This window comes from Paeniglutamicibacter sulfureus, assembly GCF_039535115.1.
GTDB lineage: Bacteria > Actinomycetota > Actinomycetes > Actinomycetales > Micrococcaceae > Paeniglutamicibacter > Paeniglutamicibacter sulfureus.
Genome location: NZ_BAAAWO010000001.1, coordinates 1,557,008 through 1,580,865 on the forward strand (window position 1 = coordinate 1,557,008; position 23,858 = coordinate 1,580,865).

At 63.3% G+C, this 23,858-nt stretch carries 13 protein-coding genes; 3 read left to right on the plus strand and 10 right to left on the minus strand.

The window, feature by feature from the left end:
- Nucleotides 1–37 precede the first annotated feature (37 nt).
- The 5 genes from ABD687_RS07100 to rpsL form a co-directional block, all read right to left on the minus strand.
- Complete coding sequence (locus ABD687_RS07100) at nucleotides 38–4,135, minus strand: hypothetical protein (RefSeq protein WP_310292427.1); 4,098 nt, start codon at nucleotides 4,133–4,135, stop codon at nucleotides 38–40.
- A gap of 214 nt (nucleotides 4,136–4,349) precedes the next feature.
- Nucleotides 4,350–5,540, minus strand: a complete 1,191-nt coding sequence (gene tuf, locus ABD687_RS07105) for an elongation factor Tu (RefSeq protein ID WP_217389418.1) — start codon at nucleotides 5,538–5,540, stop codon at nucleotides 4,350–4,352.
- Nucleotides 5,541–5,774: 234 nt separating this feature from the next.
- Nucleotides 5,775–7,889, minus strand: coding sequence for an elongation factor G (fusA, locus tag ABD687_RS07110; RefSeq protein ID WP_264270830.1), 2,115 nt, complete (start codon nucleotides 7,887–7,889; stop codon nucleotides 5,775–5,777).
- An 81-nt stretch (nucleotides 7,890–7,970) separates the two neighbouring features.
- The gene (gene rpsG, locus ABD687_RS07115; protein ID WP_264270829.1) at nucleotides 7,971–8,441 is read right to left on the minus strand and encodes a 30S ribosomal protein S7; all 471 of its coding nucleotides are present in this window, start codon (nucleotides 8,439–8,441) and stop codon (nucleotides 7,971–7,973) included.
- A complete protein-coding gene (gene rpsL / locus ABD687_RS07120; protein ID WP_068731493.1) occupies nucleotides 8,441–8,815 on the minus strand; it encodes a 30S ribosomal protein S12 in 375 nt (124 codons plus the stop codon). Before rpsL ends, rpsG begins: the two co-directional genes overlap by 1 nt.
- A gap of 526 nt (nucleotides 8,816–9,341) precedes the next feature.
- Between rpsL and ABD687_RS07125 the strand changes: the two genes are divergently transcribed.
- Complete coding sequence (locus ABD687_RS07125) at nucleotides 9,342–11,114, plus strand: HNH endonuclease signature motif containing protein (RefSeq protein WP_302265166.1); 1,773 nt, start codon at nucleotides 9,342–9,344, stop codon at nucleotides 11,112–11,114.
- 480 nt (nucleotides 11,115–11,594) lie between these two features.
- On the opposite strand, the gene ABD687_RS07130 is transcribed toward ABD687_RS07125, so the two are convergent.
- Both ABD687_RS07130 and rpoB read right to left on the minus strand, forming a co-directional pair.
- Nucleotides 11,595–15,488 (minus strand): DNA-directed RNA polymerase subunit beta', encoded by a 3,894-nt coding sequence (locus ABD687_RS07130; protein WP_264270827.1) that lies wholly within the window; start codon nucleotides 15,486–15,488, stop codon nucleotides 11,595–11,597.
- A gap of 185 nt (nucleotides 15,489–15,673) precedes the next feature.
- Nucleotides 15,674–19,180, minus strand: coding sequence for a DNA-directed RNA polymerase subunit beta (gene rpoB, locus ABD687_RS07135; protein WP_264270826.1), 3,507 nt, complete (start codon nucleotides 19,178–19,180; stop codon nucleotides 15,674–15,676).
- 308 nt (nucleotides 19,181–19,488) lie between these two features.
- Here rpoB and ABD687_RS07140 point away from each other — a divergent pair, with 308 nt between their 5' ends.
- The gene (locus ABD687_RS07140) at nucleotides 19,489–20,682 is read left to right on the plus strand and encodes an acetyl-CoA C-acetyltransferase (protein WP_302265163.1); all 1,194 of its coding nucleotides are present in this window, start codon (nucleotides 19,489–19,491) and stop codon (nucleotides 20,680–20,682) included.
- 37 nt (nucleotides 20,683–20,719) lie between these two features.
- Nucleotides 20,720–21,190, plus strand: a complete 471-nt coding sequence (locus tag ABD687_RS07145; protein ID WP_302266430.1) for an aminoacyl-tRNA deacylase — start codon at nucleotides 20,720–20,722, stop codon at nucleotides 21,188–21,190.
- On the opposite strand, the gene ABD687_RS07150 is transcribed toward ABD687_RS07145, so the two are convergent.
- From ABD687_RS07150 to rplJ, 3 genes are all read right to left on the minus strand, one after another.
- Nucleotides 21,153–22,346, minus strand: a complete 1,194-nt coding sequence (locus tag ABD687_RS07150) for an acyltransferase family protein (RefSeq protein WP_302265162.1) — start codon at nucleotides 22,344–22,346, stop codon at nucleotides 21,153–21,155. The two genes, ABD687_RS07145 and ABD687_RS07150, sit on opposite strands and share 38 nt — an antisense overlap.
- A 206-nt stretch (nucleotides 22,347–22,552) precedes the next feature.
- Nucleotides 22,553–22,927: a 50S ribosomal protein L7/L12 gene (gene rplL, locus ABD687_RS07155; protein ID WP_264270823.1), complete on the minus strand. Its 375-nt coding sequence runs from the start codon at nucleotides 22,925–22,927 to the stop codon at nucleotides 22,553–22,555.
- Nucleotides 22,928–22,995: 68 nt separating this feature from the next.
- A complete protein-coding gene (gene rplJ, locus ABD687_RS07160; RefSeq protein WP_264270822.1) occupies nucleotides 22,996–23,550 on the minus strand; it encodes a 50S ribosomal protein L10 in 555 nt (184 codons plus the stop codon).
- Between the last annotated feature and the right edge of the window lie 308 nt (nucleotides 23,551–23,858).

The window sequence follows — 23,858 nt, forward strand, 5'->3', positions numbered from 1 at the left end:
AACCGCCGACCGCGCGCCGGTCACCACCGGCCGGCCCTCAACCTGGTTCATCGGTGGTGTCCTGGTTGCTCTGCTTCATCCACGGCATGCCGCTACCCGGTTGCGGGGCAAGCCGGCCCTGACCCTGGCGGTTCACCTGCCGCTGTTGATCGGCTGCCGGGGTACCGGGTTCCGGGGATTGGGTCGGCGCCGGGGCCACCCTCCCCGGCTCCGTCCACCACCCCGCGACGCCCGATGGCGCTGTGGGGTCCTGCGGGTACTCCCCCATGGTTCCGGCGGGACCTGCCGGCGGCTGCCCCGGTGCCGGGGCTTGCGGGGATTGCGAGCCCCGGTTCATCTTGCCCAGCTTCCACAGGGCCAGTGCAATCAGGCCCGCGGCAACCAGCAACAGCAACAGGAACGTGAATCCGCGCAGGAACCAGAGCACCGCCACGGCCACCCCGACGGCTCCCCACACCGTGAAGATCTTGCGGTTGGAGAGCAAGCCGCTCACCAGCAGGATGGTGAAGCCCAGCAAGACCAACAACTGCTGGCCCAAATTGGAGGAAAGGATCGTCCCCAGCCCCGCGACCGACAGCAGGGCGGCCGAGGCGCCCAGCACCACCGTCGCTTCCCTCTCCCGCTTGCGCGAGAACTCGTAGACGGCCAGCAGTCCCAGCGTGATGACCCAATAGAAGGTGGCGGCAAAGGCGCTCGTCCCGTCGACCGCCACCCACCAACAACGGTGGATGACCGCGGCGGCCACCAGGGCCGCCACCTCGAATCCGGTTTCCCGCCGGCGCGCCGGCACCTCGAGTGCCGCCGCGGCGAAGACCGCCACCAGCAGCATCGCTCCCCCGGCGTAGACGTACCGGTCCAGATTGTCGGCCAGCCCCAGCAGCCCGCCACTTCCCAGTGCCGCCAACCCAGCGGTCAACAGCACCCGTGCGTGGGCCGGACCCCAGCCGGCACCCCGCCTGGCCACCGCCGAGAATTCCACCGGTTCGCCGCCAAAGCGGCCGCCGAAAAGTGCCATGACCAGCAGGACGACGAAGGTCGCGCCCAGCCCGATCATGGTGTCCAGCGGTTCGCTCCCCGGCGCTCCGGCCAGGGCGTGCATGAATTCGACCCCGCGCAACGAGGCAAGAAGCACCAGTGCGGCGGTGCCGAGCAACAGCAACGGAACTCCCCAGGTTGCGGCGAAGACCGTCGCGCCGGCCGCCCCGAGAAGGCCCGCGACGACCTGCCACCCCGGTTCGGTGCGATCCTGCAGGCCGGCCAATGCCACCCAGTACATCAGCGCCACCCCTGCCCTCACCCAGCGGTATTCGGCTCCTCCCAGTGCGCGCAGCTCGCCCGCCAGGATGCCGACAACCAGGAGGACCAGCACGGTGCTGGCGGTGTTTTCGCCCCACAACGCGCTCGGCAACCAACCGCCGTTTCGCAGGTCAGCTCCCCGCGCAGGTGTCAGGACCAGGCCGAGGAATCCGAGCGCTGCCGGGAGGAACGCATAGCGAAACCCCGGAACCTTGCCCGCCTGGGTCTTCACCAGCACACCGGCGAAGACCGCCAGGCACAGGCATTGGACCAACAGGCTGGCCTGGTCGAGCCCGCGGGTGGCTCCGGCCAGGTAGATCGCAGGGATCGCCAGCAGCAGCACGAGTGCCGCCACGCCCAACAGCGAGCGCGGATCCCCCGGCTTCACGGCCTGGGAGCTGCGGGACAGAAGTGCGCGCACCGCTTGTCCCAGGGCAATCGTGAACGCGAGCAGCGCGTACTGCCCGTGCCCGTCCATGGTGAAGCGGTCCGCCACATGCCATGCCGCGCCGGAGAAGAGCACCTGTGCCAGGACGGAGTAGCCCACGCGGGTTCGCACCGAGGCACCGGCGACGATGCGGATCCCCACGTACGCCAGTCCGAAAACCGCCACCAACTCCACCAGCCACGACGGGTTCAGGTCCGCGCCGATCCCCAGGCCGGTGCCCAGGGCGATCAGTCCGCCCAGGTGCATCAGTGCGGCAGGAACCCCGGCGGCGGGTGGACCGGCCGAACCTGCTGCCGGCTTCCCGCCGGCGATGGTTTCCGGGGCCGGGGATGCTGCGCGGCGGTGGCCCAGAACCAGGGTGGCGCCCACGAGGCCCACGGCGAGCAGCAGCCACATCAGGATCAGCACCCATGGGCTGCCCAGCCAGAACCGGGTGCTCCAGCCGACAACGGCCGCGTCCAGGTCCGCCGGGCCGCCCACACCCGTGTTCACCTCCAGCAACCAGAGGGTGGCCGAAGCGCAGGCCACGGATCCGGCGAACACCATCGACTCCCCCAGAGCATGGATCCGCGCGGTTCCCTCGGCCCGGGCGACCGCGACGGCTGGTGTTCCCTTGTGCAGGGCGGCGACGGCCCAGCCTGCCTGGACCAGCACCGCAAGGATGACACCGACCATGCTGGCCACCTCAATGGCCCCGGCCAGGGCCACCGGGTCGCCGGATCCGGAACCAGATCCTGCATTGCCGGCGCTTCCCGGCCCCGGCACCCATCCCGCAGCGGCAAAGCCAAAGAGCGCAGCGGCGGCCACGATGGACGCGGCCCTGGCCGCCCACCGCAACAAGAGACGTTGGCTGCCGCTCGCGCGGCGTGCCAGCATCCAGGTGCCCAGCACGGCAACGGCGATCACGATGCCCTGGCGTCCCAGGTTCCCGCCCGTTGGTTCGGCGAACGAGAAGACCGCCGCACCCAGGGGAATCCAGCGGTAGTGCCCGCCCGGTTTCGCCCCGGCCACCAGGCCGGCGAGCACCAGCAGGGCCAGCGCCCAGTTCAGATCCAGACCCGGCCCGACGCCGGGGCCGGCGGTTTCGCGCAGCAATCCCTCGGCCCCCAACACCGTGCACATGGCCGCGGCGGCAACCAGCACCCAGGTTTCGACGGTGACGTGGCGGGGGTGCACCCGCGCCTTGCGCGAGTAGATCCGGGCACGGTGCGCCAGCAGCACGAACTGCACCAGCAGCACCGCGGCCATGACCCGGAAGATGTTTGTCCACGTCACCTCGGCCACCTGCAGGAACGCGCCGAGGGCCAGCATTCCCGCCGCGCGGGCAGCGGCCAGGTGCCGGAAGCGCTCGGCGTCCGGAGCTGCCACGAGCGCCACCGAGTAGTACACGGCGGCCGCCGCGAAAAGCCATGCGTAGTCCGCCGCCTCGAGCACGGCGGCCGACAGCACCGCCGCCAGCAAGGTCGCCGGCACCAGGTAGCGGTGGGCAACAGTGAACGACTGCACGTAGATGTTGGTGATCCAGCGCGGCCGCAGGAAGCCAACCAGCGTGATGGCGGTGGCCAGCAGCATGCTGAACAGGAAGTAGTAGACCAGCCCGCGGTTGAGCACGGCACCGCCGGAGTAGGCGATGGAAACCAGGAACGTCGTGGACAGTCCGGCGATGACCTTGGACTGCAGCCGTGCCGCGGCGTACACGAACGCCGCGGTCCCCACCACCGAGGTCACGAACCAGCTGGCACCGGGGGTTTGGGACAGCAGCAGGTAGTGGGCGAGGCCCGTCATCGGGACCAGGGCCAGTCCGGTCGCGGTGAAGGCGGCGGCCGCCGGGCGAAGTCGTTCGCTTTGGGCGTGCATCACCAGGCCGGCGACGTAGAAGCCGAGGGCGACGATGCCCAGGCCCACGACCTTGGCCGGCGCCGGCAGGGCCAGCGCAATGAACAGCGAGGCCGAGGCCACCATCAGCAGCGCCGCGACATAGAGGGTGATGTTGATGTTGCGCAGCGCCCTCACCCGCGGGTCCACCGGCACCGGGGGGACGTATTCAGGTGCGGCGGTGCGCATCGGTGCAGCGGCGTTCACGGGGTCCGGCCCCGACGCGGCACCCGGCGCGAGCGGCTGCGCACCTGCGGGATCCGGCAAGGCCTCGGCCTCGGGCCCCACCGGGGAACCGGCCTCGCGATGCGGCACGGAGGAGGGGACCACGGGTTCGGCGGCCAGCGTCGCTGCCTCGAAACCGAGCTGCCAGGCCTCCGCCAGCCTCTTGCGCTCGGTCGACGCGTCGGCTGTCAGGTTGCGGGCGATCGCGTCCCTGGTAGTCAGCCTCTTGCCGAGGAAAAACCCTGCAAGGAACACCAGCACGGCCAACACAACCAGGACGAACGTTTCCATCTGGGTTTCCCGCTTTCACCTACGTGGTTGCGCCGCCTGAAATTCGGCGACACTTGCGGGCTCCAGCGTATCGCATTCAGACCATTCGTTTGATAAATATGTCAGGCAATTGTCGGGGTAGTGACCGGGCACATGAAAAGACCCCCGCCGCACTGTCGAAACAGTGTTGCGGGGGTCTTCCCTAGACCGTTAGGTCAAGATCTGCGAAGTAAACTTACGCGGTGATCTTGGTAACGCGTCCCGAACCAACGGTGCGGCCGCCTTCGCGAATTGCGAAGCCGAGGCCCTCTTCCATGGCGATCGGCTGGATCAGCACAACAGACATTTCGGTGTTGTCGCCGGGCATAACCATTTCCGTGCCTTCCGGCAGGGTGATAACGCCGGTGACGTCCGTGGTGCGGAAGTAGAACTGCGGGCGGTAGTTCGAGTAGAACGGGTTGTGACGCCCACCCTCATCCTTGGACAGGATGTAGACGTTGGCCTCGAACTCGGTGTGCGGGGTGATGGAACCCGGCTTCACGATGACCTGGCCACGCTCTACGTCTTCGCGCTTGATACCGCGAAGCAGCAGACCACAGTTCTCGCCGGCCCATGCCTCGTCGAGCTGCTTGTGGAACATCTCGATACCGGTAACCGTGGTCTTCTGGACCGGACGGATGCCGACGATCTCGACCTCGGAGTTGATGGCGAGGGTTCCACGCTCGGCGCGGCCCGTAACAACGGTGCCACGACCGGTGATGGTGAAGACGTCTTCAACCGGCATCAGGAACGGCTTGTCGCGGTCACGAACCGGGTCCGGCACGTGGTTGTCGACAGCTTCCATGAGGTCCTCAACGGCCTTGACCCAAACCGGGTCGCCTTCGAGTGCCTTCAGACCGGAAACGCGCACAACAGGTGCCTCGTCGCCGTCGAAGCCCTGCGAGGAGAGAAGTTCGCGAACTTCCATTTCCACGAGGTCAAGGAGCTCTTCGTCATCAACCATGTCGGACTTGTTCAGTGCGACCAGCAGGTAGGGAACGCCAACCTGGCGGGCAAGCAGAACGTGCTCGCGGGTCTGAGCCATCGGGCCGTCAGTGGCGGCAACCACGAGGATTGCACCGTCCATCTGGGCAGCGCCGGTGATCATGTTCTTGATGTAGTCAGCGTGACCCGGGGCATCAACGTGCGCGTAGTGGCGCTTCTCGGTCTGGTACTCGACGTGAGAGATGTTGATGGTGATGCCGCGCTGGCGCTCTTCCGGTGCAGAGTCAATCTGCGAGAAGTCGCGCTGCTCGTTCAAATCCGGGTACTTGTCAGCAAGCACCTTCGAAATGGCGGCCGTCAACGTGGTCTTACCGTGGTCAACGTGACCAATGGTGCCGATGTTGACGTGCGGCTTGGTCCGCTCGAACTTTGCCTTTGCCACAGGTTCCTCCTAGAAACGTTTACAGAAGACGTACCTCGCCCACTCGGATCGCGGGCGAACTTATGCAAGTCTACTGGGGGCTTAGTGAAATGTTTAAATTGTGGTTAGCTGCGGGATCCGACTGTGGATCCGTTAGTTGGCCTGACGGGGCCGGATTGGATTTCTCTGATCCGGCCCCATCGTGCGGCCACTCACCCGAGACTCGGGTTCACGGCCAATGTTGGTCCTAGACGATTACTCGCCGCGGTTCTTCTGGATGATCTCGTCGGCAACAGCCTTCGGGACCTCGGAGTAGCTGGAGAAGGTCATCGAGTACACGGCACGGCCCTGGGTCTTGGAACGCAGGTCACCGATGTAACCGAACATTTCAGACAGCGGAACCGTCGCGCGGATGACCTTTACGCCTGCTGCGTCTTCCATCGAAGCGATGGAACCACGGCGGGAGTTCAAGTCACCGATGACGTCGCCCATGTACTCCTCGGGAGTACGGACTTCGACATCCATGACCGGCTCGAGGATGATCGGCTGGGCGCGGCGTGCGCCTTCCTTGAACACCTGGGAGCCGGCGATCTTGAATGCCATTTCCGAGGAGTCAACGTCGTGGTAGGCACCGTCGAGGAGGGTAGCCTTGACGCCCACCATCGGGTAGCCGGCCAGGATGCCGAACTGCATGGCGTCCTGGATACCTGCGTCGACCGAAGGGATGTATTCGCGAGGAATACGACCGCCGGTTACGCCGTTCTTGAACTCGTAAATGACGCCTTCAACAACTTCCAGGGGCTCGAACGAGACCTGGACCTTTGCGAACTGGCCGGAACCACCGGTCTGCTTCTTGTGGGTGAAGTCAACCTTCTCCACAGCCTTCTTGATGGTTTCGCGGTAAGCAACCTGCGGCTTGCCGACGTTGGCTTCAACGCGGAATTCGCGGCGCATGCGGTCCACCAGGATATCCAGGTGGAGCTCGCCCATGCCGCCGATTTCGGTCTGGCCGGTGTCTTCGTTGAGGGAGACGGTGAACGTCGGGTCCTCGGCCGAAAGCTTCTGGATAGCAGTCGAGAGCTTCTCCTGGTCACCCTTGGTCTTCGGCTCAATGGCAACGAAGATCACGGGATCGGGGAAGGACATCGACTCAAGAACGATCGGGTGTGCCGGATCGCACAAGGTATCACCGGTGGTGGTGTCCTTGAGGCCAATCACTGCGTAGATGTGGCCCGCGTGGACCTCGTCTACCGGCATTTCCTTATTGGCGTGCATCTGGAAGAGCTTGCCAATACGTTCTTTCTTCTGCTTGGTCGAGTTCAGCAGCTGGGTACCCGGAGTTGCCTTGCCGGAGTACACGCGGATGAAGTTCAACTGGCCGAAGAACGGGTGGGTTGCAATCTTGAACGCGAGGGCCGAGAAAGGATCGGTTTCGTTCGGCTCGCGCTTGAGCTCGATTTCCTCGTTCTTCGGATCGTGACCGATCGTCGCGCCAACATCCATGGGATTCGGCAGGAAGTCGATAACGGCATCGAGCATCGGCTGAACGCCACGGTTCTTGAAGGCAGAACCACAGAAGACCGGGTAGATCTCCGAGTTGACAACCATCTTGCGGATGCCGGCCTTGAGTTCATCAATGCTGATCTCTTCGCCCTCGAGGAACTTCTCCATGAGCTCGTCGGAAGCCTCAGCGACACTCTCAACCAGCTGTGCGCGGTATTCCTCGGCCTTTTCCTGAAGGTCGGCCGGGATTTCCTTGACTTCGTAGGCGGCACCCATGGTGACGTCACCCTTGGAGTCGCCCTCCCAGACGAATGCCTTCATGGTCATCAGGTCGACAACACCGGTGAACTCCGACTCGGAGCCGATCGGCAGCTGCATGACCAGCGGCTTGGCACCAAGACGCTTGATGATGGTGTCTACGGTGAAGTAGAAGTCAGCACCCAGCTTGTCCATCTTGTTGACGAAGCAGATACGCGGAACGTTGTACTTGTCAGCCTGGCGCCAAACAGTCTCGGACTGCGGCTCCACGCCTTCCTTGCCATCGAACACGGCAACGGCGCCATCGAGGACGCGCAGGGAGCGCTCAACCTCAACGGTGAAGTCAACGTGACCCGGGGTGTCAATGATGTTGATCTGGTTCTTGTTCCAGAAGCAGGTCACGGCGGCAGACGTGATAGTAATGCCGCGCTCCTTTTCCTGCTCCATCCAGTCAGTCGTCGAGGCACCATCGTGCGTTTCGCCGAGCTTGTGGTTCACACCCGTGTAGAACAGGATGCGTTCCGTAGTAGTGGTCTTACCGGCATCAATGTGAGCCATGATACCGATATTGCGGACCTTGTTAAGGTCGGTAAGCACGTCCTGTGCCACGATGTCTCCCTTTGTAGGTTAAGTCCGAAATGTTGGCGGAACTGATCATCGATCAATCCCGCCAACCGGACTAAACGCTTTTTACCAGCGGTAGTGGGCGAATGCCTTGTTGGACTCTGCCATCTTGTGAGTGTCTTCGCGACGCTTGACAGCGGCACCAAGACCATTCGATGCGTCGAGGATCTCGTTCATGAGACGTTCGATCATCGTCTTCTCGCGGCGAGCCTTGGAGTAGCCAACGAGCCAGCGGAGAGCCAACGCGGTGGAGCGTCCGGGCTTGACCTCAACAGGAACCTGGTAGGTCGCGCCACCGACACGGCGGGAACGAACCTCGAGGGCCGGGCGGATGTTATCCATGGCCTTCTTGAGGGTCACAACCGGGTCGGAACCGTTCTTGGCCAAGGCACCTTCGAGTGCACCGTAAACGATACGCTCTGCGGTGGACTTCTTACCGTCGACCAAAACCTTATTGATCAGCTGGGTAACAAGGGGGGAACCGTAAACCGGATCCGAGACGAGGGGGCGCGCTGGCGCCGGGCCCTTACGAGGCATTACTTACCTTCCTTCTTGGCACCGTAGCGAGAACGAGCTTGCTTACGGTTCTTCACACCCTGGGTATCGAGGGCACCACGTACGATCTTGTAGCGCACACCCGGAAGGTCCTTCACACGACCACCGCGAACGAGCACGATGGAGTGTTCCTGAAGGTTGTGACCAACACCAGGAATGTAAGCGGTCACTTCAACGCCACCGGCAAGGCGCACACGTGCGACCTTACGAAGTGCGGAGTTCGGCTTCTTCGGGGTCGTGGTGTACACACGGGTGCAAACGCCACGACGCATCGGGTTGCCCTTGAGGGCTGGGGCCTTGGTCTTTTTGACCTTCGGCGAGCGGCCCTTGCGGACCAGCTGCTGAATAGTAGGCACTTTCGTGTCCTCCGGTTTCTTGTTCTGCGGCGCCGCCCACAATCAAACTGCTTGGAGACGCTGCGTTTATAGTCGTTTCATCACAGCGACTTCGGATTTGACCCTAGGCGTGCGAAAGTGTGGCATCTGTTGCGCAACCTACCCGCAACCCGGACCGTGTCCATTTGCCACACATGAAAAACAATTACCCCTAGCTTAGCACGCAGATCATGCGCTTCATGACACGGGGCCTCTCCCATGGGCCGATGGGGGGTGCAGATCACTTAATCCCGTGCGGGACCCGGCGAATTCCCGAGAACCGTTGCGCCCATGGCTGTTACCCGCCCTCCGCCGCGGCCTCGCTTCCCGTTCCCGCAAAGTTGTCCGAGTCTTCGCTCGCTCCATTGTGTCCAAGGCGCCGCCGGGGCAGTGCCATTCCCGACCATTCACCCGATCAATGCCTCGGCGTCGACAAGCTGGGGCGGAGTTCTCCACATCCCCGCAACCGTCCCGCCCTCCGGAGCAGGAATGGACTCATGGTGGATCCATGACTCAAATGGCATCACTGGCAGGAGCCGGGTTGGCTGGACTCCAGCAACTCCTGGCACCGTCCGCGGAAGGCACGGATACTCCGGTATCCGAGGCACCCGTGGACGACCAGTTGCGCCTGCTTGCCGTGCTGACTCCCATATTGCGCACGCTGCTGGACACCATCGCCGGTTCCGTCACCACGTCCCCGGTGCGCGCCACCTTGTTGGCGCTGTTGACCGAGGACGTTGCCCGTCTCATCGGCCGGGCCCAGATCGTCGCTGCCGGCAAGATCGAGGATTCCGATGCACACACCTTGAAGGAAGCGCCCCTGGCCGAGTTGCACCGCATCCACGCCAATCTCACCGGGTTCATCGAGGGGACCGCTTCGCTTCCGGCCGATCAATGCAATGGCCAGGGAACCAAGATGCTCTTCCGCGACGCAACCGAGATGGTCAAGGACCAGCTGCACCTCTCCTTCTCCCAGTCCAAGCAGCGTTTGGCCACCCGCGACCTGCTGCTGCCCCGCGCCGGATTCAACGGGGTCCCCGTGGCACCCCGGTTCCCCCGGCTGTCGACGGTGTTCAACAACGGCAGCGCCGATCCCGCCCAGGTGGCGCAGGCCGCCCAGCGTCTGCTGGCGTTGCAACCGGGCATCGACGCGCAAACGTGTCCCGAGGAAGCCGCCGAGCTCATCGAGGGCCAGGTGGCCGAGTCGTTGCTCACCCGGAATGCGATCGGTACCGGCAACCTGCTCAAGAGCATCTCCGCCCGGCTCGATGCCCAGGCCCTGGAACGCGGCGAGTCCCGGATGCAGCCCCACTTGGGGCTCTCCTTCAAGAGCCGGCAGGCCCGCGGCTACATCTGGGAAATGTGCACTGACCTGGCTGGCCACGAGAGGCTTTCAAAACTCGCCGATCAACTGGCCAATCCCCGTTCCGGCTTCGGAAAAGCCAAGAATGCCCCGTCAACACCGGACACCGAGACAAACGACGGCGGCCAGCCGCCGCTTCCAGGTTTTCCCGACGACGGACCCGCCCCCGCAGCACCCACCATCCCCGCATGGGCCATCGATCCCGACGTTCCGGAGGACCAGCGCCCGCGAGCAGGGTTCACCGACGTGGGCCGGGAATTTTCCATGCCGGAGCCTGCCCCGGAGCTCGTGGCGTTGCCGGGCGAAAGCACCGCGGAGGCGAGGCAACGGGCCAAGGCCAGGGCATTGCTACAGTTCCTGTTCGACTCCATGAGATACGGTGCCGACGGGGACGGGAAAGACGCACCGGCGATGCCGCTGAAGCCCAATGTCGACTTGATCGTCACGATATCGTGGGATTCACTCGTCGGAAAGCTCAACGATCCGGGCATCACGGCCCGCAACAACTTGGTTTCCGCTGGATATGTCCGCCGGTTGGCCTGCACAGCGAACATCATTCCGGCGGTTTTGGGCAGTAAATCGGAGCCGCTCGATCTGGGACGGAAGCAACGCTTCTTCAGCAGGGCGCAACGCAGGGCCATGCTTCTGCGGGACAAGGGGTGCATCAATCCCGGCTGCACCATGGCCGCCCACCGCTGCGAAGCGAACCACATCAAGCCCTGGTATTTGGGCGGTGAGACCAACCTGTCCAACGGCGGACTGCTATGTCCCGTGTGTCACGCTTCGTTCCATGCCGGCCACTTCCGGATCGAGGTGGTCGACGCGATCCCCTATGTGCTCCAATCGGTCGCGCGCGATCCAGAACAACGACTCCGACGAAACTGGGTCTTTCACCCCGAGGCCGAAAGCCTCGCATAGGGCGACCGCTCCATCAGCGGCATAGTCTTGGTGGTCCAGTCGCCCGCGCGGACCACCGGTCTGCGGCCAACTGTCCGCATCCCCGTCCTAGGATACTTATCCCCTGACTGACGTTGCCAATGACAGCGCCCGGTGCCGCACGCTTCGGCACTTTCTCCCCGGCAGAACAGCCTGCCGCGACCACGCGCTGCCCAATTTGGATCTGCGAACGGCGCTCAATTCAGATGCAGTTGCATCTAGTGGAGATTGCGCCTTCCGAAGCTCCTATGCCTCAACGCTGGCCAACATCCTGCACCGGCCCTGTTCCGTGACCGCCCAGGGCGCACACCTCCGCCAGTTGCCGCAAGCCGGTCTTCCAAGCACAAAAAGGCCGGCCCGCACCGCGCTCCCCCATCCTCTTTCAAGGAACGGGAAGCGCGGCACGGGCCGGCCTCGTTACGTGTTCTTCTCCCCCGCGCTGCGCGGGAGAAGAATTACGCCTTAGCGGAAATCGTTGCCGAGATCGTAGTCATCCATTGCGATGGCGTGGAACTCCGGGCTGAGGCCCGGCTCCAGACCGTCGTAGTCCATGCCGGTGGAGAAGGCGGACTGTCCGGTGAACAGCGAAGCCTTCGCTGCCTCGGTCGGTTCCACGTTCACCTGGGTGTAGCGGTCCAGGCCGGTGCCGGCCGGGATCAGCTTACCGATGATCACGTTTTCCTTCAGGCCGAGCAATGGATCGGACTTGCCTTCCATCGCGGCCTGGGTCAGGACACGAGTGGTCTCCTGGAAGGACGCGGCCGAGAGCCAGGAATCGGTAGCCAAGGAAGCCTTGGTGATACCCATCAGCTCGTCACGGCCCGATGCCGGACGCTTGCCCTCGGAGACGGCCTTGCGGTTCTCCGACTGGAAGCGTGCCTTGTCAGCAAGCTCGCCCGGCAGCAAGTCGGTGTCGCCCGACTCGATGACGGTGATGCGGCGAAGCATCTGGCGAACGATGACTTCCACGTGCTTGTCGTGGATGCCAACACCCTGGGACTGGTAGACCTCCTGGACTTCGCGGACGAGGAACTTCTGTGCCTCACGCGGGCCTAGAACTCGCAGAACCTGCTTCGGGTCGATCGCACCTGCAACCAGCTGCTGGCCAACGGCGACGGACTCGCCCTCGACAACCAACAGACGTGCACGACGCAGCACCGGGTAGGCGATTTCTTCGTCGCCGTTGTCCGGGGTGATGACAACGCGAAGCTGCTTCTCGCTGTCCTCGATCGTGACGCGGCCGGCAACCTCGGAGATCGGGGCAACACCCTTGGGGGTACGTGCCTCGAAGAGCTCCTGGATACGCGGCAGACCCTGGGTGATATCTTCCGCGGAAGCAGCACCACCGGTGTGGAAGGTACGCATGGTCAGCTGGGTACCGGGCTCACCAATGGACTGTGCGGCAATAATGCCCACTGCCTCACCGATGTCCACGGTCTTGCCGCTGGCCAGCGAACGGCCGTAGCACAGTGCACAGGTTCCGACGGCCGACTCACAGGTCAGCACGGAGCGGACCTTGATGTCGGTGACACCGGCTGCGAACAGTTCGTCGATGAGCACGTCGCCCACGTCCGAGCCGCCCTCGGCGAGCACCTTGCCCTCTGCGTTGGTCACATCGGTGGCCAACGTACGGGTGTAGGCGGAGTTCTCGACGGTTTCGTGCATGCGCACGGTGCCGATCTCATCGGTGTATGCAATCGGCACGTTCAGGCCGCGGCTGGTGCCGCAGTCGAGTTCGCGCACGATGACATCCTGCGAGACGTCCACCAGACGACGGGTCAGGTAACCCGAGTTGGCGGTCTTCAGCGCGGTATCGGCCAGACCCTTACGGGCACCGTGGGTGGCGATGAAGTACTCGAGAACCGACAGGCCTTCGCGGTAGGAAGACTTGATCGGACGCGGGATGATCTCGCCCTTAGGGTTGGACACCAGGCCACGGATACCGGCAATCTGGCGAAGCTGCAGCCAGTTACCACGAGCCTTTGAGGTCACCATTCGGTTAATGGTGTTCAGCTCTTCCATGCCGGCGCGCATGGCCTCGGCAACTTCGTCGGTCGCCTTGGTCCAGATGTCGATCAGGTCCTGGCGGCGCTCGGAGTCCGCGATCAGGCCCTTGTCGTACTGCGACTGCACGCGGGTTGCCTTCACTTCGTACGGAGCAAGGATGGCTGCCTTGTCCATGTTCGAGGTGATGTCCGAGATGGCCACGGTGACACCCGAGCGGGTGGCCCACTTGAAGCCTGCATCCTTGAGGTTGTCCAGCGTTGCCGCGGTGACGACCTTCGGGTAGCGCTCGGCCAGGTCATTGACGATCTCGGAGAGAGCGTCCTTGCCTGCGACACGCTCAACCCATGGGTAGTCCACGGGCAGCGTCTCGTTGAAGAGCACCTGGCCCAGCGAGGTTTCGATGAGCGCATCGGTGCCCTCGACCCAGCCTTCCGGAGCCGACTGCTCCGCAGACGGAACGAAGCCCGAGACGCGGATCTTGACCGGCGAGTTCAGGTGCAGTTCGCCGCGGTCCATGGCCATGATCGCCTCGGAGGTCGAGGAGAACGCACGACCGGCGCCCTTCTCGTCCAGGCGCTTGGTGGTCAGGTGGTGCAGGCCGATGATCATATCCTGCGAAGGCAGGGCAACCGGGCGGCCATCCGAAGGCTTGAGGATGTTGTTGCTCGAGAGCATCAAGATCCGGGCCTCGGCCTGGGCTTCGGGGCTCAGCGGCAGGTGAACTGCCATCTGGTCACCGTCGAAGTCGGCGTTGAACGCGGCACAAACCAGCGGGTGAAGCTGAAGGGCCTTGCCTTCAACCAGCTGCGGTTCGAACGCCTGGATGCCCAAGCGGTGCAGGGTAGGTGCACGGTTCAGCAGCACCGGGTGCTCGGTGATGATCTCTTCGAGAACGTCCCAGACCTGCGGACGGTAGCGCTCGACCATGCGCTTGGCGCTCTTGATGTTCTGTGCGTGGTTGAGGTCAACCAGGCGCTTCATCACGAACGGCTTGAAGAGCTCCAGGGCCATCTGCTTGGGCAGACCACACTGGTGCAGCTTCAGCTGCGGGCCGACCACGATGACCGAACGACCCGAGTAGTCGACGCGCTTGCCGAGGAGGTTCTGGCGGAAACGACCCTGCTTGCCCTTGAGCATGTCGCTCAGGGACTTCAGCGGGCGGTTACCCGGACCGGTCACCGGACGGCCGCGACGACCGTTGTCGAAGAGCGAGTCCACAGCTTCCTGCAGCATGCGCTTTTCGTTGTTCACGATGATTTCCGGCGCGCCGAGGTCCAACAAGCGCTTGAGGCGGTTGTTGCGGTTGATCACGCGGCGGTACAGGTCGTTGAGGTCGGAGGTCGCAAAGCGGCCACCGTCCAGCTGCACCATCGGGCGAAGTTCCGGCGGGATCACCGGAACGGCGTCCAGGACCATGCCCAACGGGGAGTTGGTGGTGGTCAGGAACGCGTTGACGACCTTGAGACGCTTCAGGGCACGCGTCTTGCGCTGGCCCTTGCCGTTCTCGATGATCTCGCGAAGGATCTCGGCTTCCGCTTCCATGTCGAAGCCCTCGAGGCGCTTCTTGATGGCTTCGGCGCCCATGGAGCCTTCGAAGTACAGTCCGTAGCGCTCGCGCAGCGAGCGGAACAGGCCTTCGTCTCCCTCGAGGTCGGCGACCTTGAGGTTCTTGAAGCGGTCCCAGACCTGGTCAAGACGCTCGATGTCGGCATCGGCGCGCTTACGCACCTGTGCCATGGTCTTGTCGGCCAGGTCGCGGGCCTTCTTCTTCTCCGCTGCCTTGGCACCGTCGGCTTCGAGGGCAGCAAGCTGGTCCTCGAGGTCGCGGGCAATGGCGGCGATGTCGGAGTCGCGGGTGTCAACCAGCTGCTTGCGTTCCAGGTCATGCTGGGCCTGGAGGTTCGGCAGTTCGGCGTGGCGGCGCTCTTCATCAACGGCGGTGACCATGTAGGCCGCGAAGTAAATGATCTTCTCAAGATCCTTCGGGGCCAGGTCAAGCAGGTAGCCCAAGCGCGAGGGAACGCCCTTGAAGTACCAGATGTGGGTCACCGGAGCGGCGAGCTCGATGTGGCCCATGCGCTCGCGACGGACCTTGGCGCGGGTGACTTCGACGCCACAGCGCTCGCAAATGATGCCCTTGAAACGCACGCGCTTGTACTTGCCGCAGTTGCACTCCCAGTCACGGGTCGGACCGAAGATCTTTTCGCAGAAAAGACCGTCCTTCTCCGGCTTGAGGGTGCGGTAGTTGATGGTTTCGGGCTTCTTTACCTCGCCGTAGCTCCACCCGCGGATCTCTTCCGCAGTTGCCAGGCCGATGCGCATGAGGCCGAATGAGGATTCGCTGGACATATGGTCCTTATCTCTCTTCTAAGTTCTCTGAAGTCTAATGTGGTGAGGTGTTCGCGGATCCGGTGCGGATCCGCGCTCACCGTTGGGTCTGGAAGAAATCCAGTTCCGTGGCGTGTTCCGGGCCGGGGAGTGCCGGGGGCGCTTGGCCCCCCGCACTCCCCCGACCCGCGAACACGGGGTGGGAACTAGACCTCTTCGACGGAGTTCGGCTCCGACCGGGAAAGGTCGATGCCGAGTTCTTCCGCGGCCCGGAAGACTTCTTCGTCCGAGTCTCGCATTTCGATGGTTTGGCCGTCGGTTCCGAGGACCTCGACGTTCAAGCACAACGACTGCATTTCCTTGATCAGGACCTTGAACGATTCCGGGACACCTGGTTCCGGGATGTTCTCGCCCTTGACGATTGCCTCGTAGACCTTCACGCGACCGTGGATGTCATCGGACTTGATCGTGAGCAGTTCCTGCAAGGTGTATGCGGCACCGTAGGCCTCCAGGGCCCACACTTCCATTTCACCAAAGCGCTGACCACCGAACTGTGCCTTACCACCCAGCGGCTGCTGGGTGATCATGGAGTACGGACCGGTGGAACGGGCGTGGATCTTGTCGTCCACCAGGTGGTGGAGCTTCAAGATGTACATGTAGCCCACGGACACCGGATCCGGGAACGGCTCGCCGGAGCGGCCGTCGAACAGACGGGCCTTTCCGGAGTTGCCGATCAGGCGGACGCCGTCGCGGGTCACTGCCGTGTGGTCGAGCAGCCCGCGGATTTCGTCCTCCGACGCACCGTCGAAGACGGGGCTGGCAACCTTGGTGGATCCCATTTCACGCGGGAGGGCCGGCAGGTTCTTGACCCACTCGGGCTCGCCCTCGATCTTCCAGCCCTGCTTCGCAGCCCAGGCCAGGTGGATTTCCAGGACCTGTCCGACGTTCATTCGACCCGGAACACCCAGCGGGTTCAGGACGATGTCGACGGCGGTTCCGTCTTCCAGGAACGGCATGTCCTCGATCGGCAGGATCTTGGAGATGACGCCCTTGTTGCCGTGGCGGCCAGCGAGCTTGTCACCGTTGGTGATCTTGCGCTTCTGGGCCACGTAAACGCGGACCAGCTGGTTGACGCCCGGGGGCAGGTCGTCGTCGTTGTCGCGATCGAAGATGCGTACGCCGATGACCACGCCGGACTCGCCGTGCGGAACCTTCAGCGAGGTGTCGCGAACTTCGCGGGACTTCTCACCGAAGATGGCGCGCAGCAGGCGCTCTTCCGGGGTCAGCTCGGTCTCGCCCTTGGGCGTGACACGGCCGACGAGGATGTCGCCGGCTTCGACCTCGGCACCGATGTGGATGATGCCGCGCTCGTCGAGCTGCGCCAGGATTTCCTCGGAGACGTTCGGGATGTCCCGGGTGATCTCCTCGGCACCAAGCTTGGTGTCGCGGGCGTCGACTTCGTGCTCCTCGATGTGGATCGAGGTCAGCACATCGTCGGAGACCATGCGCTGCGAGAGGATGATTGCATCCTCGAAGTTGTGGCCTTCCCAGGACATGAACGCCACGAGGAGGTTCTTGCCCAGGGCGAGCTCGCCCTTGTCGGTGGACGGGCCGTCGGCGATGATCGAGTTGTAGTCAACCCGGTCGCCCTCGGACACCATCACGCGCTGGTTGTATGCGTTGCCCTGGTTGGAGCGTGCAAACTTCATGATCGGGTATGCGGCCTCGGTGCCGTCATCGTTCATGACGGTGACCAGGTCGGCCGAGACCTCGGAGACGACACCGCCGGTGGTGGCAACGACGGAATCGCCGGCATCCACGGCTGCGAACTTCTCCATGCCGGTACCCACGAGCGGGGATTCGGAGGCCAGCAGCGGCACGGCCTGGCGCTGCATGTTGGCGCCCATCAGTGCGCGGTTGGCATCGTCGTGCTCGAGGAACGGAATCAGGGCGGTTGCCACCGACACCATCTGGCGCGGGGAAACGTCCATGTACTCGATCTCGGACGGCTCGACGATGACAGGCTCGCCTCCACCGCCCTTTTCACGGACCAGGACGCCTTCTTCGAGGAAGCTTCCGTCTTCGCCCAGCGGCGCGTTGGCCTGTGCGATGAAGGAATCGAGCTCGTCGTCGGCCGTCAAGTAGTCGATCTGGCCGGTGACCCGGCCATCGACGACCTGGCGGTACGGGGTTTCGATGAAGCCGAAGGCGTTGATGCGGCCATAGGTCGCCAACGAACCGATCAGGCCAATGTTCGGGCCTTCAGGGGTTTCAATCGGGCACATGCGTCCGTAGTGGGACGGGTGGACGTCTCGGACTTCCATGCCTGCACGGTCACGGGACAGACCGCCCGGGCCCAGCGCGGAGAGACGACGCTTGTGCGTCAAACCGGCCAGCGGGTTGTTCTGGTCCATGAACTGCGAGAGCTGGGAGGTTCCGAAGAACTCCTTGATCGCCGCAACAACCGGACGGATGTTGATCAGCGTCTGCGGGGTGATCGCCTCGACGTCCTGCGTGGTCATGCGTTCGCGAACGACGCGCTCCATGCGGGACAGGCCCGTGCGGACCTGGTTCTCGATCAATTCGCCCACGGCGCGGATGCGACGGTTGCCGAAGTGGTCGATGTCATCGATGCTCACGGTCAGGTCGACGGGCTTGCCGTCGCGAATGCCCGGGGTGGTCTTCTCGCCGGCGTGCAGCGCCACCAGGAACTTGATCATCGCGACGATGTCGTCGATGTTCAGGACCGAGGCGTCGGGGCTGTTCAGCGGGGTGTCGACACCGAGCTTGCGGTTGATCTTGTAACGACCAACCTTGGCCAGGTCGTAGCGCTTCGCCTCGAAGTAGAGGTTCTTGAGCAACGCCTGTGCTGCATCGACCGTCGGCGGCTCGCCCGGGCGAAGCTTGCGGTAGATATCCAGGAGGGCTTCTTCCTGGGTATCGGTGGTGTCCTTCTCCAGGGTCGCGCGGATCGAGTCGTACTGTCCGAACTCTTCCAGGATGCGGCCTTCGGTCCAGCCGAGGGCCTTGAGCAGGACGGTGACCGACTGCTTGCGCTTGCGGTCGAGGCGGACGCCGACCTGGTCGCGCTTGTCGATTTCGAGTTCGAACCAGGCACCACGCGACGGGATGATCTTCGCGGTGAAGATGTCCTTGTCACTGGTCTTGTCCGGGGTGCGCTCAAAGTAGGCGCCCGGGGAACGAACCAGCTGGGACACCACGACACGCTCGGTGCCGTTGATGATGAAGGTACCCTTGTCGGTCATCAGCGGGAAGTCGCCCATGAACACGGTCTGCTGCTTGATTTCGCCCGTGTTGTTGTTCATGAACTCGGCCTTGACGTACAGCGGAGCGGCGTACGTGGCGTCGCGGTCCTTGCACTCGGCCATGGTGTACTTCGGATCAGCGAACTCCGGCTCCGAGAAGCTCAGGGACATGGTCTCCTGGAAGTCTTCAATCGGGGAGATCTCTTCGAAGATCTCGGCCAGGCCAGAGATGCTGGCTACACTGGTGTCACCAATGGTCTGGGCGTACGCCAGACGGTTCTTCCAGCGCTCGTTGCCGATGAGCCAGTCAAAGCTCTCGGTCTGCAGTGCCAGCAGGTTGGGGACGTCAAGTGGTTCGTGAATCTTTGCAAAAGAAAGTCGGCCAGCATATTCCGCGCTGCGGGCCGAACTAGCGGTTTGGTTGTTAGAGGTGCTCGAGGCGACCAAGATGGATCCTTCCACAGACCGTCAGGTTTCCGGCGTCGTCTCTCTGTGAAGAGTTTCACTGATCACAGCACCGCTGAGCAGGCCCACCGCTATATGAAGGCCGGAGATGAAAAGAGAAGACGCAAAGTTCCACGTTACACCATGGGACTTACCATGTCCAGCGGCCCGCGTGCAACCCGGCACCCCAGGCCGGGAACGGGATGAGAGTTCCGTCACCATTGGATGGAAGTTCTGTGGCGCAAACCACATCGCGCTAGCCTAGAGGTAAGTACTTATTCCCGGTACTACCCGAAAGCGAGATTCCGATCATGTCCTCACCACGAGACGCCGTGCTGGTCGCAGGTGCCCGCACGCCCTTTGGCCGGCTCAACGGCCAACTTTCCAGCCTCAGTGCCGTCGAACTGGGGGCGGCCGCCATCCGTGGTGCACTGGAGCGGTCCGGAATCCCCGCAGCCGAGGTGCAGGCGGTGATCATGGGCCACGTGGTCCAGGCCGGCTGCGGGCAGAACCCTGCGCGCCAAAGCGCCATTACCGCCGGGATCGGCTGGGACGTCAATGCGACGACTTTGAACAAGGTCTGCCTCTCCGGGCTTGCCGCCATCACCGACGCCGCCCGGTTGATCCGCGTGGGCGACGCCGACGTCGTGGTTGCCGGAGGCCAGGAATCCATGTCGCAGACGCCGCACCTGCTGCCGGGTTCGCGCCAGGGCTGGACCTACGGAAACATCTCGGCCATCGACTCCGTCGCCCACGACGGGCTGACCGACGCCTTTGACGGCAACTCGATGGGCATGAGCACCGAAGCCAAGAACTCCGTCCTGGGCCTGACCCGCACCCAGCAGGACGAGGTGGCTGCGGCTTCGCACCAGCGGGCCGCTGCTGCCATCAACTCAGGTGTCTTTGCGGAAGAAATCGTGACGGTCAGCATCCCGCAACGCAAGGGAGGTACCTTGGTGGTCGACACCGACGAGGGCGTCCGCCCGAACGCGACGATCGAGACGCTGGCCGGGTTGCGCCCGGCCTTCGCCAAGGACGGCACTATCACCGCCGGAAACTCCTCTCCCCTGTCCGACGGAGCCGCTGCCGTCATCGTCACCTCGCGGGAGTACGCCCGGTCCCGCAACCTGGAGATCCTGGCTACCATCGGCGCCGCTGGCCAGGTCGCCGGTCCCGACAACTCGTTGCATTCCCAGCCATCGAATTCGATCACCGCGGCCTTGAAGAAGCAGGGATGGGCGACCTCGGACCTCGACTTCATCGAGATCAACGAGGCGTTCGGTGCCGTGGCATGCCAGTCGCTGAAGGACCTTGGATACCCCCTGGACAAGACCAACATCCACGGCGGCGCGATTGCCCTGGGGCACCCCATCGGCGCCTCCGGGGCGCGCCTGGCCCTGACCGCGGCCATGGAACTAAAGCGCCGCGGTTCGGGCAAGACCGCCGTCAGCCTCTGTGGCGGCGGAGGCCAAGGCGATGCCCTGCTGTTGAGCCGGGAGGCCTAGGACCGTGGCAGAGCAGGTTCCGGCGGGAGTGGCCCGCATGCAACAGGACGCCGCCAAGCGCGGCCTGGATGTCCACGTCGTTTCCCGTCCGCCGGCCCGGAGCCTGGCCGAGGCGGCGGGCCTGTTGGGCGTCGAACCGCGCGAAATCATCAAGTCCCTGGTGGTGAAGCACAAGGACGGATCTTTCTTCTTCGCCCTGATTCCCGGAGACAGGGTCATTTCCTGGCCCAAGCTGCGTTCCCTGCTGGGCGTGAACAAGTTGTCCATGCCGCACTCCGACGTTGCCTTCGCGGCAACGGGCTACGAGCGCGGCACCATCACTCCGCTCGGGTCAAGCACGCCGTGGCCGGTTTACGCCGACTTGGGCATGGAACCGGGGAGGATCTGCATTGGTGCCGGCGCACACGGGCATTCGGCCTTTGTGGATTCGACAGCCTTGATTGCCGCGCTGGATGCCACAGTGGCGGACATCAGCGACCCGGAGCCGGAGTCGCGACCTTCTTCCTAGGAGCGAGACGGCCGCCGAGGTAGCCAAGTCCCCGGGTGGTGGCCGCCGCCAACGGCTTGGCAGAAGGCCGCTCGATGAAACGGTGGACCAGGAAAGCGACAGTGAAGACGATGCCCATGACCAGCGGCAGCGTTACGTATTGGCCCAGCACGGGAGCGAAGTGGTCAATCATCCACCAGCCCCATACCTGATGCAGCAGATAGACCGGGTAGGTCAGCGCGCCCAGGATTCCCAGGAACTTCCACTGCACATTGCCCAGGCGCGTGAGCGAAAGCAGCGCCACGGCGGCAAATAGTCCCACGATGATGAGCCAGTAGTGCCAGGCCGGGACCACATAGCCAACCAGTTCCAGCGCTTCGGTGGGACCCTTGATACCGGTGAAGTAGGCGGCGATTCCCACGTTCAACGCCAGCACCGACCAGCGCAGGATGCTGTGCCCGAAGCGATAGATCAAGAACAAGACGATCCCGCCGGAAAAGAGGGCCGCATAATCGCTCATGAGGTTCTCGGCGGCGGCCTCTCGGTTCATGAGTTGCGCCGCGAGGCCGAGCACGGGCCAAACCACCGCAAGGATGGTCATGCTGCGGATGGTCAGCAGGCGCAGGATTATCAGCGCGAGGATGAGCAGGTAGAAGCGCATCTCGACCCACAACGTCCAGTAGACACCGTCGATGTGCCGCAATCCCATGAGCGGATGGAACATCGTGAGGTTCGCCGTCAGCTCCTTGCCGCCAAGGCCCGACCCCACCTGGGGCCACATGACGATCACCAGGAATCCGGTCGCCAACACCGCAAACCAATAGGCCGGGTACAACCGGCCCACGCGCGATCCGATAAACCGTCCGGCACCCTTGCCGTAGGCGGAAAGCAGGATGACAAATCCGCTGATGATGAAGAACAATTGCACGCCCATGTTGCCATAGACGGTGACCTTCGACAGGACAGGCCAGGCGTCCTTGGCTTCGGCGGTGCCCCAAAAACCGTGGTGCCAAGCGGTGTAGTGAAACAGGACCACCAGGACGGCGGCCGCGAAACGCAGACCGTCCAGCAGCGCCAGCCGGGGTGGTTTCTGCGCGCTTTTCGGTGTGGCCTCGGCGGTTTGACTGAGGGGTGATGCCGCCGGGGCACTGAGGAGCGCCGTTGTGTTCCCCGCCATCGATGCTCTCCCTAATCCTTGGCACTGTTCGTTACCTATCTGTTATCTACGATAGCAAAAAACAAAAGCAAAGCGGCCCCAAGTGGTAAGGGTCACTCCCAACCGGGGCAAACCATAAGCTTTTTTCCAGGAGCATTCGGTGGGTTAAAGACCTCTGGCCCGCAAGACCAAAAAGGTCTGCGGGCCAGAGGCAATGAAGCGAAGAGTTACTTGACAGTAACGCGAGCGCCGGCGGCCTCCAGGGCCTCCTTTGCCTTCTCTGCAGCTTCCTTGGTTGCGCCCTCGAGGACGGCCTTCGGAGCCGAGTCAACGACCTCCTTGGCTTCCTTCAGACCCAGCGAAGTCAAGGCACGAACTTCCTTGATAACTGCGATCTTCTTGTCGCCAGCAGCTTCGAGGATAACGTCGAATTCGGTCTGCTCTTCGGCCTCAGCGGCGCCACCGGCGGCCGGGCCAGCAACTGCAACAGCTGCTGCGGAGACCTCGAAGGTCTCCTCGAAGGTCTTAACGAACTCGGAGAGCTCGATGATGGTCATTTCCTTGAAGGCTTCCAAGAGCTCTTCGGTGGACAGCTTAGCCATGGTGGGCAGCCTTTCCGTCGGCGGCACATTCGTGCCGCAAGTTACTTGAGTGAGGGGTTGAAGAAAGCTTAGGCTTCTTCGGTGGCGGCTTCGGCAGCGGGTGCCTCGGCCTCGGCAGGTGCTTCAGCAGCGCCACCGTTTGCTTCTTCGAGCTTTGCGCGCAGTGCTTCGATGGTGCGGACAGCGGCGGAAGCCGGAGCCAGCAGCACACCGGCAACACGTGCCAGCTGGAACTCACGCGATTCAAGTGCTGCCAGAGCGGCAACCTCGGTTGCGTCAAGGGCCTTGCCCTCGAAGTAACCGGTCTTGATGATGAGCTGCTTGTTGTCCTTAGCAAAATCCGTGAGGCTCTTAGCGGCAGCGATTGCATCACCCTTGATAAAGGCGATTGCAGTCGGGCCAGCAAGCTGGCCTTCGAATGCTTCGATGCCGGCTTCCTTTGCTGCGATACCAGTCAAGGTGTTCTTCACTACCGCGTACTTGGTATCTGCACCAAGTGAACGGCGAAGCTGCTTGAGCTGCGCAACAGTAAGCCCACGGTATTCGGTCAGGACAGCGGCGGTCGACTCCTTGAAGTCGGCGGTGATTTCCTCAACTGCGGAAACCTTAGTCGGCGTTGCCATAACACTCCTTCCGGGGTATAGATCTGATAACCAGTCGATCCAGCCCGGTCAGGAGTACTGACATAAAAAACGCCCCATGCAGATGCACGGGGCGGAAAGGACGCAAAATTGCGGCAAATTCACTTCGTTCACCTGCGCAGGTCGTCCTTGTGGGACTTTCGGAGTCTTACCGCATAAACAGCAATCCTCGACCGACGGTCTTCGGTATTCCAAGCCTAACAGCGTGGTGCCACGGTCTCCAAATCGAGGTGGCGTGTTCTCCGCAACTCCCCCTGGAACCGAGGTGGGGACTTGCTGCAGATAGACGA